We start from the raw sequence: 14,800 nt of genomic DNA on the forward strand, positions 1-14,800 counted from the left end.
CCGCCTTCACCGAGGACGACCTGGCCTCGCGGCCGAGCTGGGCTCCCGCGCGGCGCTCTGCCTGGACAACGCCCGCCTGTACAGCCGCGTCCAGGACATCGCGCTCACGCTCCAGCGCGCCCTGCTGCCCAGCGCGACGGCGACCAGCCCGTACGTGCGGATGGCGCACCGGTACGTGCCGGGCAGTCGGATCACCGAGGTCGGCGGCGACTGGTACGACGTCGTCGCGCTGCCCGGCGAGCGGGTCGCGCTGGTGGTCGGCGACGTGATGGGGCACGGGGTGCCGGCGGCCGCCGCGATGGGCCGGCTGCGGATCACGGCCAAGGCCCTGGCCCGGCACGACCGGGCGCCGGACGACCTGATGGGCGACCTGGACGCGTGCGCCCAGGAGCCGGCATCGAACTGGCGACGTGCCTGTACCTGGTGTACGACCCGACGACCGGGCGCGCCCGGATCGCCAGCGCGGGCCATCCGCGCCGCTGCTGCGGCACCCGGACGGCCGGGTCGAGGCGATCGGGACGTCCTCGGCGTGCCGCTGGGTGTCGGTGGCTTCGCGTATCTGACGACGGAGCGGGTACTTCGGACGGCGCCACCCTCGCCCTCTACACGGACGGCCTCGTCGAGGCCCGCGGCCGGGACATCGAGACGGGCTGGCGGGCCCTGCGGGAGGAACTCGCGTCGGCGACGGGTCCGTTGGAGGCGGCGGCGACCGCATCCTCGGGAACCTGCTGCCGGACCCGCCGACCGACGACACGGTCCTGCTCCTGGCGCGCGTGCACCGCACGCCCGGCCCGCAGGTGTGATGCGTCTGTCCTACCCCCGGTGTAGCGAGCAGGACGCCCGTGCCGTCCTGGAGGGGCGGGTCGTCGTGGGGCCGGACGATCATTCGCTGGGTGGCGACGGCGGCGCGGATCAGGCCGCGTCGGCGTCCTCCTCCCAAAGTAGTCGACGCCGAAGGCCCTCAGGTCGTGGCCGGACAGGGCGAGCCGGTCGGTTCGGAGCCACCCAGAGGCGCCCCGGGCGCGCGGAGCTGGGTTAGAACGTCGTGAGACAGTTCGGTCCCTATCCGCTGTGCGCGTAGGAATATTGAGAAGGGCTGTCCCTAGTACGAGAGGACCGGGACGGACGAACCTCTGGTGTGCCAGTTGTTCTGCCAAGGGCATGGCTGGTTGGCTACGTTCGGGAGGGATAACCGCTGAAAGCATCTAAGCGGGAAGCCTGCTTCGAGATGAGTATTCCCACCTCCTTGAGAGGGTAAGGCTCCCAGTAGACGACTGGGTTGATAGGCCGGATATGGAAGCCCAGTAATGGGTGGAGTTGACCGGTACTAATAGGCCGAGGGCTTGTCCTCAGTTGCTCGCGTCCACTGTGTTAGTTCTGAAGTAACGAACTCCCTTGCCGGTTGAGTTGTTATCTTCATAGTGTTTCGGTGGTCATAGCGTTAGGGAAACGCCCGGTTACATTCCGAACCCGGAAGCTAAGCCTTTCAGCGCCGATGGTACTGCAGGGGGGACCCTGTGGGAGAGTAGGACGCCGCCGAACAATTATTAGCCTCAACCCTGGTCTTCATGGCCGGGGGTTGAGGCTTTTTTGCGTTCCAGGGAGAAATGAAGACCCACCCTGCCGCCCTCCACGGCAGGAAACGGGTCCGTCAGAGGCGGCCTGCGGCCTTCAGAGCGAGATAGGCGTCGGCGAGGGCTGGCGCCAGTTCTTCGGGGATTGCGTCGACAACCGTGACGCCATGGCGCTGAAGCTGTTCCGACACCTGGCGGCGCTGGGCCTGGGCCTGCGTGCCGGCAGCCGCCTCGTACACCGCCTGGGCGCTGCCACGTGCCTTGGTCATCTGCTCCGCGTGCGGGTCCGCGACGGAAGCCAGGAGCACCGTGTGCCGCTGCGTGAGCTGGGGCAGGACCGGCAGCAGCCCCTCCTCGATGGGCGCGGCCTCCAGTCCACTGAGCAGGACGATCAGCGAACGGCGTGGCGCGCCGGCCAGAGCGGCCGCGCTCAGACCGCGAGCGTCCGTTTCGACGAGCTCCGGTTCGAGTGTGGCGAGGGCATTGACCATCGCGGGCAGGACGTCTCCGGCGGCTCGGCCCTGGACGCGAGCTCGAATACGCCGGTCGTAGGCCAACAGATCCACTCGGTCTCCCGCGCGCGTGGCGAGTGCGGTGAGCAGCAGCGCGGCGTCCAGGGCCGCGTCGAGGCGCGGAACGTCGCCCACGCGGCCCGCAGAGGTGCGGCCGGTGTCCAGGACGATCAGGATGTGGCGGTCGCGCTCCGGGCGCCATGTTCGGACGGCCACGGAGGAGTGGCGAGCGGTTGCGCGCCAGTCGATGGACCGGGTGTCGTCACCGGGGACGTACTCGCGGAGGCTGTCGAACTCCGTGCCCTGGCCGCGGGTGAGGACGCTGGTGCGGCCGTCCAGTTCGCGCAGGCGGGCCAGCCTCGACGGCAGGTGCTTGCGGCTGGTGAAGGGCGGCAGCACCCGGACGGTCCAGGGGACCCGGTGGCTGCCTTGGCGGGCCGCGAGGCCGAGCGGGCCGAAGGAGCGGACCGTGATGCGTTCCGCCGGCCGGTCCCCGCGGCGGGTCGGGCGGAGGACCGTGGTGACCCGGCGGCGTTCGCCCGCCGGTACGTCGATCTTGTGCCGGGAGGCTCCCTGTTCCGCGCCGGACGGCCAGCTGCTCGGCGGCCAGGCGTCGCGGATCTGGGCGCGCAGGCGGCGGCGGGATCGGTTCGTCACCGTGAGCTGGACCTGTGCGCTGTCACCGAGTCGAACAGTCGTGTCACCACTTCGGGCGAACTGGAGGGTTCGCACTGGCGCCGCGAGAGCGTAGTCGCACAGAATAGCGAGTGACAGGGGTGCGTTGATCGCGAGCATCCCCGTCCAGCTGGGAGCGAGGATGCCGACGGGCAGCGAGCCGATCGCGGCCAGGAGCGCGGTTCGTCCGGTGAGGGCCATGAGTCACTGCCTCAGTGAGGGCGCGGGGACGTGGGCCAGGATCGAGTTGATGACGGCGTCGGCCGTCACACCTTCCATCTCGGCCTCGGGGCGCAGCTGGATGCGGTGACGAAGAGTGGGCAGGGCCAGGGCTTTCACGTCGTCGGGGATGACGTAGTCGCGGCCGGTGAGCCAGGCCCAGGCGCGTGCGGTGGAGAGCAGCGCGGTGGCGCCTCGCGGGGAGACGCCGAGGGTGAGCGAGGGGGATTCACGAGTGGCACGGCAGATATCGACCACATAGCCGGCGATCTCTTCGGAGACCGACGTACCGGCGACGGCGCGGCGGGCGGCCTCGAGGTCCGCGGGGCCGGCGACGGGGCGTACGCCGGCGGCCTTCAGGTCGCGGGGGTTGAAGCCTTCCGCATGGCGGGTCAGCACGTTGATCTCGTCCTGGCGGGACGGCAGAGGGACCGTCAGTTTGAGCAAGAACCGGTCGAGTTGGGCCTCGGGCAGCGGATAGGTGCCCTCGTACTCGACCGGGTTCTGGGTCGCGGCCACGAGGAACGGCTCGGGCAGCGGGCGGGGCGTGCCGTCGACCGTGACCTGGCGTTCCTCCATGGCCTCCAGGAGGGAGGACTGGGTCTTCGGCGGGGTGCGGTTGATCTCGTCCGCGAGCAGCAGGTTGGTGAAGACGGGACCCGGCTGGAAGGAGAACTCGGCGGTCCGGGCGTCGTAGACGAGGGAGCCCGTCACATCGCTCGGCATCAGGTCAGGGGTGAACTGGACGCGCTTGGTGTCCAGTTCGAGGGATGCGGCAAGTGCGCGGACGAGCAGTGTCTTGGCGACACCGGGGACGCCCTCCAGCAGGACGTGGCCTCGGCAGAGCAGGGCGACGACGAGCCCGGTGACAGCGGGGTCCTGCCCGACCACGGCCTTCGCGATCTCGGTGCGCAGGGCTTCCAGGGAGGCGCGGGCGCTGTCCGAGTTGTCGGCGGTCTCGGGGGTCGGGGCACTCATGAGGTGCGTACCTCTCTTTCGAGGGCGTCGAGTTGATCTGCCAGGAGGATGAGCGCGGCGTCATCGGCGGGTGCCGGGCCGAACAAGAGGTCCCTGAGTCGTGTGCCGTCGCCGTCGGTCAGCCGGGCCGATACGGCGGGGAGCAGGGACTCGGGTGAGTGGGCTTCCGTGGCCGGGATGCCCACGAGAGGGGCGAGCCGGGTGCGAGTCGCCGAACGGAGAACGGTCGCGGCGCGGTCACGGGCGTTGGAGCGGTGGTACAGGCGGGAGCGGCCCTCTGTTGCCTCGGAGGCGCGGATGGCGACGGGCAGGCGTTCCGTCACCAGGGGGCCGAGGCGGCGGGCTCGCCAGATGGCGGCGAGCAGGGCGGCGACGGCGAGTTGGAGGGTGGCCCAGAGCCAGCCCGAGGGGATGAGGCCGAAGAAGTCCTCTTCGCTCTCGATGCCCTCGCCGCTGTCTTCGCCTTCGGTCGCGGACGGATCAGTGAGGGAAGGGAGGTACCAGACCAGATGGTTTCGGGAACCGAGGAGTTGAAGTGCGAGAGAGGCGTTGCCCTGCTGGGCGAGGCGCTGGTTGAAGAGGATGTCGGCGGAGCCGAGGAGCGTGACGTCGCTGTCGGCGCCGCTCTTCAGCCTCAGCAGGGTGGGCAGGCCGTCGCTCGGGTAGCAGGCCTGGGACGTCGTGGCGGCGAGGGTTCGGTACCGCTCGCCGCCCAGGTCGACCGTTCCGGCCCGGCGGGCTTCCGGCAGGGAACACTGGGGGGCGAGTGCCCTGACCGAGGCGGGGGAGTCCGTGGTCACCCCCGGCGCCAGGATGTCGGTGCTGGGCGGGCCCGGCGCGAGGAGCACGGTCCGGCTGCCCTGTCGCTCCATGGTGGCGCGCAGCACTGCCTGCTGATGGCCGGTCAGCATATTGGGGGCCGTCACCAGGAGCGTGGAGTCGGGGCCCGATGCGGTGGTGGCCTCGTCGAGGGTCGTGACGACGCGGACGGAGACGCCACGGTCCTGGAGGAGCTGGGCGACGGCGCGGCTGCCGTTCGGGTCGACGGAGCGGGGGTCGAGGCGGCCGTGCTGGTCGCCGGTGCGCACCAGGGCCATGGCGATGCCCGCGATGACGAGGAGCGCCAGGGCCAGCAGGATGCCTCGTGCGCGCCTCCAGATCTGGCGGGGGTCCCGCGACAGCGAGGTGGCGGTGGCGGTCGCGGTCACTCGGCGGCTCCTCGGCCCGCGCTGCTCAACTGGGGCTTGGCACGCTCCAGGGCGGTGTCCAGGTCCTTGAGGCGCTGGTATGCGGCCTGGTCGGCGGTGCGGCCGCCGTATGTGACGTCGTCGAACTCGCGGGCGGCCGCGCGCAGCTCTGCGGAGTGCGCGGGCAGGACGCGGCCGGCCTCGGCGGCGGCCTCGTCGGCGGTGCGGCCGGGACGCGGATCGAGAAGGGCACGCTCCTCGAGGGAGCGGACGACGGCTCGCATGCGTTCCTGGACGGCCTGGTTCCAGCGTCCGGCGGCGGCGTGCCGCTCGGCGGTGGCACGGTGGTCCGTCGCGGTGCGCGGGCCGTCCTCGAAGAGGGAGTCGGCGGTACCGAGGGTGCGGTGGGGGGTGCCCAGGCGCCACCACAGGGCGGCGATCAGGGCCACGACGACCAGCGCGATGACGGCGAGGCCGAGCGCGCCTCCAGGGGCGGCGCTCGAAGCGGAGTCGAAGAGGTCGCTGACCCACTCCCAGAAGCGGTTCAGGGCCCGCAGCAGAAAATTCGGCTTTTCCTCGCGGTACATCGGCTTGGACAGCTCACGCTCCGCCGCCTCGCGGGCGGGGACGCGGGGGATGTCCAGCGGCACGTCGTCGTCGGCCCGGACCGGGCGCCGGGCCGACAACAGTCCCCCCGTGATCGGCACCGCATCAGCTCCTTGGAGTGGTGTCGCCGGGGGCTCCGGGGCCGTAGCCCGGCACGCCGGCGGCGCGGGCGAGCTCCAGGTCGAGGGCCTCCCGCCGGATGCGCTGGTCCACGTACAGCAGGACGGTGACGCCTGCGGAGATCGGGTACATGATCGCCGATGCGATGACGGCCCCGATACCGCTGATGATCAGGAAGGGCCAGCCGAACTCCGGGGTCTTGCCGGCGAACAGGTCGCTCAGGCCGTCGCCGTCCACGGCGTAGGCGAGGAACGTGAACGGCAGGGTGATGATCAACGCCACCACGAGCGTGAGCAGCGCGGTCAGGAGGAGGATGCCGAAGATCCGCCACCAGGAGCCCTTGACCAGCTTCGCGGAGCGGCGCAGGGACGCCATGACGCCCTGCCGTTCGAGCATCAGCGCCGAGTAGGCGAGGCTGAACCGCACGAGCAGCCACACCGAGACGATCGACGCGGCGACACCGCCCAGGAAGACCAGGCCGGCGCCGGCGGCGGAGCCGACCAGCAGACCCGGCAGCACACCCACGGCAACGACCGCGACGGCGATCAGCGGCACCAGCAGCGTCAGACCGAGCAGCGGAGCGAGCCGGGGACGGGCCTCCCGCCACACCTCGGGCAGGGTCACGGGGCGGCCCAGCACCGAGCGGCTGATCACGAACGTGAGCAGCGCGGTCACGATGAACGTGGCGATGAGACCCAGCAGCATCGACGGGACCGTGGCGACCATGGTCGCCTGCAGGGACTCGCCGACCTGCTCCAGCTGCTCCGACGGGGTCGCGTTCGGGTCGACCTCCGGAGGCCGGGGCAGCACATAGCGCTGCAGCAGGGTCTCGACGAACTGGACGACGACGGAGACGGTGAGGGTCACGCCCAGCACGGTGCGCCAGTGGGTGCGCAGGGTGGACACCGCGCCGTCGAGGATCTCGCCCACGCCGAGCGGGCGCAGCGGAATCACGCCGGGCTTGGGCGCTGCGGGCCGGCCCCAGCCGCCGCCGTACGGTCCGCCGCCCCAGGCGGGAGCCGGGGTCGGGGGAGGACCGGCCGGTCCGGGCGCGGCCGGCGGCGACCACTGGCCCGCGGGCGGCTGGTTCTCGGACCACTTCGGTGCGTTGCCGCCGTCGCCGGGGGTGGGCTGCGGCGTGCCGGCGCCCTGGTCGTCGGACGGAGAAGATCCGGGCGAGGCCCAGCCCGGAGAGTCATTCACGGTCGTCCACCTCGTGGCTTGGTCGCGGGGCCCGCTCGTCGAGCCGGCTCGGTCACGGCGCCCGACCGCTGTCGGGGGCGGGCAGGTTGGCAGCCATCGTGCCACGCGACGTCAACGGCCGGGCCGGGGCCCTTGTGTCTTCGGCACCTTCATTGTCGGTGGCTGAGCGGGCAGACTGGCGGGATGACTGATCAGTACGCAGGAACACCGTCCGACGGTGACCGGCCGATGCTGCCCGTACTGCGGTGGGAGGAGCCGCCGGACGGACCTGTACTGGTGCTGCTCGACCAGACGCGGCTGCCGGCCGAGGAGGTCGAGCTGATCTGCACCGACGTACCGGCGCTCGTACGGGCCATCCGGACCCTCGCGGTGAGAGGCGCGCCCGTCCTCGGCATCGCGGGTGCCTACGGGGTGGCGTTGGCAGCCGCTCGCGGATACGACGTGGAGGAGGCGGCCGCGCAGCTGGGCAGCGCGCGGCCCACCGCGGTCAACCTCGCTTACGGTGTGCGGCGTGCGCTGGGCGCGTACCGGGCGGTCGTCGAAAAGGGGGCCGACGAGAAGGCGGCCGCCGAGGCCGCGCTGGCGGAGGCCAGGCAGCTGCACCGGGAGGACGCCGAGGGCAGCGCCGCGATGGCGGCCAAGGGCCTGGCTCTCCTGGACGAGCTGCTGCCCGGCGGCAGCCACCGGATCCTCACCCACTGCAACACGGGCGCGCTCGTGTCGGGCGGGGAGGGCACCGCGTTCGCCGTGGCGCTGGCGGCGCACAAGGCCGGACGGCTACGGCGCCTGTGGGTGGACGAGACGCGACCCCTGCTCCAGGGCGCCCGGCTCACCGCGTACGAGGCGGCACGCAACGGACTGTCGTACACGCTGCTCACCGACAACGCGGCCGGCTCCCTCTTCGCCGCGGGCAAGGTGGACGCGGTGCTGATCGGCGCCGACCGCATCGCCGCGGACGGCTCGGTCGCCAACAAGGTCGGCAGCTACCCGCTCGCGGTGCTGGCCAAGTACCACCACGTACCGTTCATCGTCGTCGCGCCGGTCACGACGATCGACCCCGACACCCCCGATGGGGCGTCCATCGAGGTGGAGCAGCGGTCCGGGCGCGAGGTGACGCAGCTCACGGCGCCGCCCCAGGCCGGTGGGGCCACGGTGAGGCAAGGTGTCGGGGTGCAGGTGGCGCCGCTGGGGACGCAGGCGTACAACCCCGCGTTCGACGTCACGCCGCCGGAACTGGTGACCGCCATCGTTACTGAGGTAGGAGTGGTGTCCCCCGTCACCGGTGGAGGAATCGAAGAGCTGTGTGCCAGGTCACGCCAGGTAACGATTAGCTAATGGGATGATGTCGATTATGAAGGGACGCGTCCTTGTCGTCGACGACGACACCGCACTGGCCGAAATGCTCGGGATTGTGCTGCGTGGTGAAGGGTTCGAGCCGTCGTTCGTAGCGGACGGCGACAAGGCACTTGCCGCATTCCGTGAGACCAAGCCGGATCTGGTGCTGCTCGACCTCATGCTTCCCGGACGGGACGGCATCGAGGTCTGCCGGCTGATCAGGGCCGAATCCGGCGTGCCCATCGTCATGCTCACCGCGAAGAGCGACACCGTCGACGTGGTCGTCGGGCTCGAGTCGGGGGCGGACGACTACATCGTCAAGCCGTTCAAGCCGAAGGAGCTGGTCGCCCGCATCCGGGCGCGGCTGCGGAGGTCCGAGGAGCCCGCTCCCGAGCAGCTCACCATCGGTGACCTGGTCATCGACGTGGCAGGGCACTCCGTGAAGCGGGACGGGCAGTCGATCGCGCTCACCCCGCTGGAGTTCGACCTGCTGGTGGCGCTGGCCCGCAAGCCGTGGCAGGTGTTCACCCGCGAGGTCCTGCTCGAGCAGGTCTGGGGCTACCGCCACGCGGCGGACACCCGGCTGGTGAACGTGCATGTCCAGCGGCTGCGCTCCAAGGTCGAGAAGGACCCGGAGCGGCCGGAGATCGTAGTGACCGTCCGTGGCGTCGGTTACAAGGCCGGACCGAGCTGACATGACCCGCGGCAGTGCTGCTCCGAAGCCCGGGAAGCCGGGAGTCCGTGCGGGGCGGGCTGCCGGACCCGAACAGGCCACGACGCGCCTGGGCCGGCTGCTGAAGGACGGGGCCCCGGGCGGCCCCGTGCTGCGGCTCCTCGTGCGCTGGGTGCGCCGACCGCTGCTGCCCGCCGTACGGCTGTGGCGGCGCAACATCCAGCTGCGGGTGGTCGTCGCCACCCTGCTGATGTCGCTCGGCGTGGTGCTGCTGCTCGGATTCGTCGTCATCGGCCAGGTACGCAACGGACTGCTTGACGCCAAGGAGCGCGCTGCGCAGTCCCAGGCGGCGGGCGGCTTCTCGGCGGCACAGGAGCAGCCGAGCGTCGCCACCGGGCCCGCCGGCCCGGACGGCGGTGACGCGAACGGCGTGACGTCCCGGTCGTTGCTGAACTGGCGGTCCGACCTGGTCGTCCAGCTCGCCAGCGGTGGCCAGGGCGCCTTCGACGTCGTGGCGCTCAGCTCCGACTCCGAGGGAGCGGCGCCCAGCCGTGGCGCGCGCGCCTCCGGCGGCGTGGAGCCCGTGGCGAGCATCCCCGTCGCACTGCGGGAGGCCGTGGCGCAGAGCACCGGCACCTTCCAGACGTACACCCGGATCCGCTACACCGACGGCCAGCACTCCGAGGCCGGCCTTGTGATCGGCAAGCGCCTCAACGACGTCGACGGCAACCCGTACGAGCTGTACTACCTCTTCCCGCTCACGCAGGAGGAGGACTCCCTCTCCCTGGTCAAGACGACCATCGCGACGGCCGGCCTCTTCGTCGTGGTGCTGTTCGGCGCGATCGCCTGGCTCGTGGTCCGGCAGGTCGTCACACCCGTGCGGATGGCGGCGGGCGTCGCCGAGCGGCTGTCGGCCGGCCGCCTCCAGGAACGCATGAAGGTCACCGGCGAGGACGACATCGCCCGCCTCGGCGAGGCGTTCAACAAGATGGCCCAGAACCTCCAGCACAAGATCCAGCAGCTGGAGGACCTGTCCAGGATGCAGCGCCGGTTCGTGTCCGACGTGTCGCACGAGCTGCGGACGCCGCTGACGACCGTGCGCATGGCCGCGGACGTGATCCACGAGGCGCGCGGCGACTTCGACCCGGTCACCGCACGCTCGGCGGAGCTGCTGGGCGACCAGCTGGACCGGTTCGAGTCGCTGCTGGGCGACCTGCTGGAGATCAGCCGCTTCGACGCGGGCGCCGCCGCGCTGGAGGCCGAACCGATAGACCTGCGGGACGTCGTGCGCCGAGTGATCGGCGGCGCGCAGCCGCTGGTGGAGCACAAGGGCGGCCGGATCCTCGTCGTCGGCGACGAGCAGCCCGTCATCGCGGAGGCCGACACCCGACGCGTCGAACGCGTCCTGCGGAACCTGGTCGTCAACGCGGTGGAGCACGGAGAGGGCCGCGACGTCGTCGTACGGCTCGCGTCGGCGGGCGGCGCGGTGGCCGTAGCGGTCCGCGACTACGGTGTCGGTCTCAAGCCCGGCGAGGCCACCCGTGTCTTCAACCGGTTCTGGCGCGCCGACCCGGCGCGGGCCAGGACCACGGGCGGCACGGGCCTCGGACTGTCGATCGCGGTCGAGGACGCACGGCTGCACGGCGGCTGGCTGCAGGCGTGGGGCGAACCGGGCGGCGGCTCGCAGTTCCGGCTGACGCTGCCGCGCACGGCCGACGAACCGCTGCGCGGCTCCCCGATACCGCTCGAGCCCGAAGACTCCCGGCGCAACCGCGAGCGGGCGGCCGCGGCAGCCAAGGACGGCGGGCGCCAGGCGGGCGGACCCGGACAGGGCCCGGCCGGTGACCGGTCGCCGCTGGCCGTACCGCCCCGCCAGGCGCGCACCGCCACCGCCGACCCCACCGCCCTGCCCGGCAACGGGGCCCGCGTGGTCGCCCGCGGAACGGGGCCGACGGGCCAGGAGGAGCCCTCGGGACAGGAACACTCGAAGCGGGAGGACACGACTCGTGGGCGCTGACCCTCGTCGGTACGGCCATGGGCGAACGGCGCGGGGGGCGGCAGTCCTGGCGTGCGCCGCGGTGCTCGCCGGATGCGCGTCTATGCCCGACAGCGGCGACGTCAGCCCCGTGAAGGCGTCCAAGCCGGGCGACTCGCAGGTGCGGGTCTACCCCGTACCGCCCCGGGAGAACGCCGAGCCGGGCGAGATCGTCGAGGGGTTCCTCGAAGCGATGACGGGCGACGACCCCGGCTTCGAGACGGCCCGCAAATACCTCACGAAGCAGGCCGCGCGGACCTGGAACCCCGAGGAGCGCACCACCGTGCTCAGCGCGGTGCCCGTTCCGCAGCAGGCGGAGACCAGGCGGCCCGGGCGGGGCGCACAGCCCGCCGAGGACCAGAGCCTCGTGTACCCGCTGTCGGGGCAGAAGGTCGCCACGGTCGACAACCGGCACGCCTACCAGCCGCTCGACCCGGTTCCGTACAGCGAGTCGATCAGGCTCGTGCAGCAGCGCGGAGCGGACGGCAAGAGCAAGGAATGGCGGATCGACCGGCTCCCGCAGGGCCTCGTCATCAGCGAGTCCGACTTCCAGCGCAACTACCGCTCGGTCAACAAGTATTACTTCGCCGCGGGCAAGAGCTGGGTCGTCGCCGACCCGGTGTACATCCGCAAGCGGCAGGACCCCGTCACCCGCATGGACGCGCTGACGCAGACCGTCAAGGCCCTTCTGGAGGGCCCGACGAATTGGCTGAAGCCGGTCGTCGATTCGCGATTCCCCACGGGCACGGACCTGAAGAAGGACGTCACGTCACTGTCGACGGACGACCAGAACACGCTCAAAGTGCCGCTCAACAACAAGGCCGACGGCGTCGGGCGTGAGCAATGCCGCTATATGGCCGCCCAAATCCTTTTCACCGTCGGTGATTTGGGATCGACGAGGGTGCAGCAGGTCGAGCTGCAGCGTTCCGACGGGCGTGAACTGTGCGTCCTCGGCGAGGACCAGAAGTCCGACTTCATGGCCGACCGCACGACGGGAATCCGCGAGAACCCGTACTTTGTCGACTCCGCGGGGAAGCTGGCACAGCTCCAGACGGGCGCGAAGGACGTCGTCGAGCCGCGGCACGTCTTCGGCCCGTTCGGCGACGGCGCCGCGAAGGTCGAGAAGGTCGCCGTGGCCCGCGACGAGCAGCACGCGGCCGCCGTGTCCGAGAACGGCCGCAGCCTGCGCGTGGCCTCGGTCGTCTCCGACGCCGAACTGCCCGAACCGCTGGTCACCAGCAAGGGCCCGCGGCCCGACGACCGGCTCTCAGCGCCCAGCTGGGACGGGCGCGGCGACCTGTGGGTGGCCGACCGCGACCCGGCGGATCCGAAGCTCCTGCTGCTCTCCGGCGGCTCCGGTGAACCCCGGCCGGTCATCACCCCGTGGCTGACCGACGGGGTGCGGATCGAGGGACTGCGGGTCTCCGAGGACGGCGTACGCATCGCGCTGCTCCTCAAGGAGGACGGCAGGACAACCCTGCAGATGGGACGCGTCGAGCGACAGGGAACCGGCGACCGGCAGAAGGTCTCGGTGGTGGACCTGCAGCCCGTCGCGCCACGCATGGAGTCGGTGGCGTCCGTGTCCTGGGCCGGGCCGAGCCGCCTCGTCGTCCTCGGCAAGCCGGCCGGCGGCGTGCAGCAGGTGCGCTACATCCAGACCGACGGGTCGACGTCCGCAGCGGTGATCCCGGGCCTGAACCAGGTCAAGGCCGTGGCCGCGGCCAACGACGAACGGGCCTCGCTGGTCGCCCTGGCGGACGACGCGATCGTGCGGCTCCAGGGCGGCACGAACTGGCAGCCCGTCGTGGAGAAGGGCACCTCGCCCGTCTACCCCGGCTGACCGTCCACAGGCGGTTTTCCACAGGGGTGGCACGGCAGCCCGGCCGACGCCACAGTAGAGGCCATGCGGGGATGGTGGCAGGAGATCACCGGGCTCGTACTGCCGGTGGCCTGCGCCGGCTGCGGCTGTCCCCGTACGCCGCTGTGCGACGCATGCGCGCGCACGCTCCACGGGCGGCCGCCGCGACGGGTGCGGCCGACGCCCGAACCGGCAGGACTGCCCGAGGTACACGCCGCCGCGCCGTACGCGGACGCGGTACGGGCGGTATTGCTGGCGCACAAGGAACGCGGCGCGCTGGGGCTGGCCCGACCCTTGGGCGTGGCGCTGGCGAGCGCCGTACGGGCCGCTGCGGGGCCGCGGGGGGCATGGGGGGAGGGGGCGGGGGCGGGCCCCCTGCTACTGGTCCCCCTGCCCTCCGCCCGCCGGGCCGTGCGGGCCCGTGGGCATGACTCGGTGCGGCGGATCGCGTCGGCCGCGGCCGGTGAGCTGCGTCGTTCGGGAACGGTGGCGTGGGCCGTTCCGGTGTTGCGGCAGTGCCGGGCGGTGGCCGATCAGTCGGGGCTGGGCGCGCGGGAGCGGCTGGCCAACATGGCGGGGGCGCTGGAGGTGGGGGCGGGGAGCGGGTGGTTTCCCCCGGACGGGTGCCTGGTCCTCGTGGACGACCTCATGACGACCGGGGCGTCGCTGACCGAGGCCGCCAGAGCGGTGCGCGCCGCCTTTGCGGGGGCGCGTGGAAGAACGCCGCAGGTGAAGGCAGCGGTGGTGGCAGCATCTCCCGCCTCGTTCGAAATAAACCGGAACTGACAGGGAACTTGCAACGTTGCAGGTGGTGAGGGAGTGAGAACAACCGATCGGAGGTTTGTGCTGGTAGCGGGTGCCGACACCCGTCCGGGCGAGCTATGTTCGGTGGTACAGGAATGGCGAAAGCCGCCCTTCATCGAATGCGCGGCCATGCGTCCGGCCGGAATCCGGAGCCGGTCAGCACATGGAAGTTGTGGGGTGGGGATCTTGTCGACTGGGGAGGAGGAGGTGGAAGTCGCCAAGTCCGAGGCTCCGGTGCTTACCGGGGTCTGGTGCAAAAGGGAGATGCTCACCGGCGAGTAGAAGCCGGTTGGAGCGATCCGGGAACGGAGTTCTGCGTGGACATCGTCGTCAAGGGCCGCAAGACCGAGGTGCCCGAGCGGTTCCGCAAGCACGTGGCCGAGAAGCTGAAGCTGGAGAAGATCGAGAAGCTTGACGCCAAGGTGATCAGCCTCGACGTCGAGGTGTCCAAGGAGCACAACCCGCGGCAGGCCGACAGGTCCGACCGCGTGGAGATCACCCTCCACTCCCGAGGCCCGGTGATCCGGGCAGAGGCGGCTGCAGGCGACCCGTACGCAGCGCTCGACCTGGCCACAGGCAAGCTCGAGGCGCGCCTCCGCAAGCAGCACGACAAGCGCCACACCCGCCGGGGCAACGGCCGTCTGACGGCCGCGTCGGTGCCGGACGCGGTGCCGGGCGTGGCACGACTCAACGGGACCGGTGTCGCCGTCGTCGAGGAGGCGGCCGAGACCATTCCCACGACCCGGATGGGATCCCTGGAGGTTCAGGGCGAGGGCCCGCTCGTGGTCCGCGAGAAGACGCATACTGCGGCCCCGATGTCACTCGACCAGGCGCTTTACGAGATGGAGCTGGTCGGCCATGACTTCTATCTGTTCGTCGACGCGGAGACGAAGCAGCCCAGCGTCGTGTACCGGCGCCACGCCTACGACTACGGCGTGATCCACCTGGAGAACGACCCACTGGCAGGCAGTGAGGGAGGCGGCGCCGGCGGTGCGCTCGGCGGCTGATCCGGTCTGATGTG

General features: G+C 71.3%; 13 protein-coding genes, 1 rRNA gene, 1 pseudogene and 1 other annotated feature. Of the genes and pseudogenes, 9 read left to right on the plus strand and 6 right to left on the minus strand.

Annotation, left to right across the window (positions count from 1 at the left end; translation table 11 throughout):
- Positions 1-277 (minus strand): hypothetical protein (locus tag ABEB09_RS35085; protein ID WP_425580070.1); only part of this gene is annotated, 277 nt, incomplete at its 3' end.
- Positions 1-1,351: a sequence feature (mutual gap in cmsearch alignment for this rRNA model is longer than 100), on the plus strand. It overlaps the preceding gene by 277 nt.
- Between ABEB09_RS35085 and ABEB09_RS35090 the strand changes: the two are divergent.
- The 3 genes and pseudogenes from ABEB09_RS35090 to rrf form a co-directional block, all read left to right on the plus strand.
- A pseudogene (locus ABEB09_RS35090) lies at positions 269-331 on the plus strand (hypothetical protein); the annotation flags it as partial. It overlaps the preceding feature by 63 nt. The gene ABEB09_RS35085 and the pseudogene ABEB09_RS35090 sit on opposite strands and share 9 nt — an antisense overlap.
- Positions 424-828, plus strand: coding sequence for a SpoIIE family protein phosphatase (locus ABEB09_RS35095; RefSeq protein ID WP_425580071.1), 405 nt, complete (start codon positions 424-426; stop codon positions 826-828).
- A 74-nt stretch (positions 1,352-1,425) precedes the next feature.
- Positions 1,426-1,542: ribosomal RNA gene (gene rrf, locus ABEB09_RS34370) — 5S ribosomal RNA — on the plus strand.
- A 109-nt stretch (positions 1,543-1,651) separates the two neighbouring features.
- On the opposite strand, the gene ABEB09_RS34375 is transcribed toward rrf, so the two are convergent.
- Genes ABEB09_RS34375 through ABEB09_RS34395 form a run of 5 tightly spaced genes read right to left on the minus strand, consistent with a single transcriptional unit; the run spans position 1,652 to position 7,074 of the window.
- Positions 1,652-2,962: a DUF58 domain-containing protein gene (locus ABEB09_RS34375; protein WP_345691395.1), complete on the minus strand. Its 1,311-nt coding sequence runs from the start codon at positions 2,960-2,962 to the stop codon at positions 1,652-1,654.
- 3 nt (positions 2,963-2,965) lie between these two features.
- Positions 2,966-3,958, minus strand: a complete 993-nt coding sequence (locus ABEB09_RS34380; protein ID WP_345691396.1) for an AAA family ATPase — start codon at positions 3,956-3,958, stop codon at positions 2,966-2,968.
- Positions 3,955-5,166 carry a DUF4350 domain-containing protein gene (locus ABEB09_RS34385; RefSeq protein ID WP_345691397.1) on the minus strand — a complete coding sequence of 404 codons (1,212 nt, stop codon included), beginning with the start codon at positions 5,164-5,166 and terminating at the stop codon, positions 3,955-3,957. Before ABEB09_RS34385 ends, ABEB09_RS34380 begins: the two co-directional genes overlap by 4 nt.
- Entirely contained in the window at positions 5,163-5,852 is a 690-nt protein-coding gene (locus ABEB09_RS34390; protein WP_345691398.1) for a DUF4129 domain-containing protein, read from the minus strand. The genes ABEB09_RS34385 and ABEB09_RS34390 overlap by 4 nt, the downstream gene beginning before the upstream one ends.
- Positions 5,853-5,856: 4 nt before the next feature.
- A complete protein-coding gene (locus ABEB09_RS34395) occupies positions 5,857-7,074 on the minus strand; it encodes a DUF7544 domain-containing protein (protein WP_345691399.1) in 1,218 nt (405 codons plus the stop codon).
- Between the two features lie 183 nt (positions 7,075-7,257).
- Between ABEB09_RS34395 and mtnA the strand changes: the two genes are divergently transcribed.
- The 6 genes from mtnA (at position 7,258) to hpf (ending at position 14,786) form a co-directional block, all read left to right on the plus strand.
- Positions 7,258-8,409, plus strand: coding sequence for an S-methyl-5-thioribose-1-phosphate isomerase (gene mtnA / locus ABEB09_RS34400; protein ID WP_345691400.1), 1,152 nt, complete (start codon positions 7,258-7,260; stop codon positions 8,407-8,409).
- Between the two features lie 4 nt (positions 8,410-8,413).
- On the plus strand, positions 8,414-9,103 hold the full coding sequence (mtrA, locus tag ABEB09_RS34405; RefSeq protein ID WP_345691401.1) for a two-component system response regulator MtrA: 690 nt from the start codon (positions 8,414-8,416) through the stop codon (positions 9,101-9,103).
- A 1-nt stretch (position 9,104) separates the two neighbouring features.
- Entirely contained in the window at positions 9,105-11,099 is a 1,995-nt protein-coding gene (gene mtrB, locus ABEB09_RS34410) for an MtrAB system histidine kinase MtrB (RefSeq protein WP_345691402.1), read from the plus strand.
- Positions 11,089-12,957, plus strand: coding sequence for an LpqB family beta-propeller domain-containing protein (locus ABEB09_RS34415; RefSeq protein WP_380841283.1), 1,869 nt, complete (start codon positions 11,089-11,091; stop codon positions 12,955-12,957). The genes mtrB and ABEB09_RS34415 overlap by 11 nt, the downstream gene beginning before the upstream one ends.
- Positions 12,958-13,020: 63 nt before the next feature.
- The gene (locus tag ABEB09_RS34420; RefSeq protein ID WP_345691404.1) at positions 13,021-13,761 is read left to right on the plus strand and encodes a ComF family protein; all 741 of its coding nucleotides are present in this window, start codon (positions 13,021-13,023) and stop codon (positions 13,759-13,761) included.
- A 335-nt stretch (positions 13,762-14,096) separates the two neighbouring features.
- Complete coding sequence (hpf, locus tag ABEB09_RS34425) at positions 14,097-14,786, plus strand: ribosome hibernation-promoting factor, HPF/YfiA family (protein WP_345691405.1); 690 nt, start codon at positions 14,097-14,099, stop codon at positions 14,784-14,786.
- The last annotated feature ends 14 nt before the right edge of the window (positions 14,787-14,800 follow it).

This window comes from Streptomyces coeruleoprunus, assembly GCF_039542925.1.
Taxonomy (GTDB): domain Bacteria; phylum Actinomycetota; class Actinomycetes; order Streptomycetales; family Streptomycetaceae; genus Streptomyces; species Streptomyces coeruleoprunus.

What these genes read in the sequence shown, in the direction of transcription:
- ABEB09_RS34375 (WP_345691395.1), bottom strand. Translation starts at nt 2,962, where the DNA reads ATGGCCCTCACCGGACGAACCGCGCTCCTGGCCGCGATCGGCTCGCTG.
- ABEB09_RS34380 (WP_345691396.1), bottom strand. Translation starts at nt 3,958, where the DNA reads ATGAGTGCCCCGACCCCCGAGACCGCCGACAACTCGGACAGCGCCCGC.
- mtnA (WP_345691400.1), top strand. Translation starts at nt 7,258, where the DNA reads ATGACTGATCAGTACGCAGGAACACCGTCCGACGGTGACCGGCCGATG.
- mtrA (WP_345691401.1), top strand. Translation starts at nt 8,414, where the DNA reads ATGATGTCGATTATGAAGGGACGCGTCCTTGTCGTCGACGACGACACC.
- mtrB (WP_345691402.1), top strand. Translation starts at nt 9,105, where the DNA reads ATGACCCGCGGCAGTGCTGCTCCGAAGCCCGGGAAGCCGGGAGTCCGT.
- ABEB09_RS34420 (WP_345691404.1), top strand. Translation starts at nt 13,021, where the DNA reads ATGCGGGGATGGTGGCAGGAGATCACCGGGCTCGTACTGCCGGTGGCC.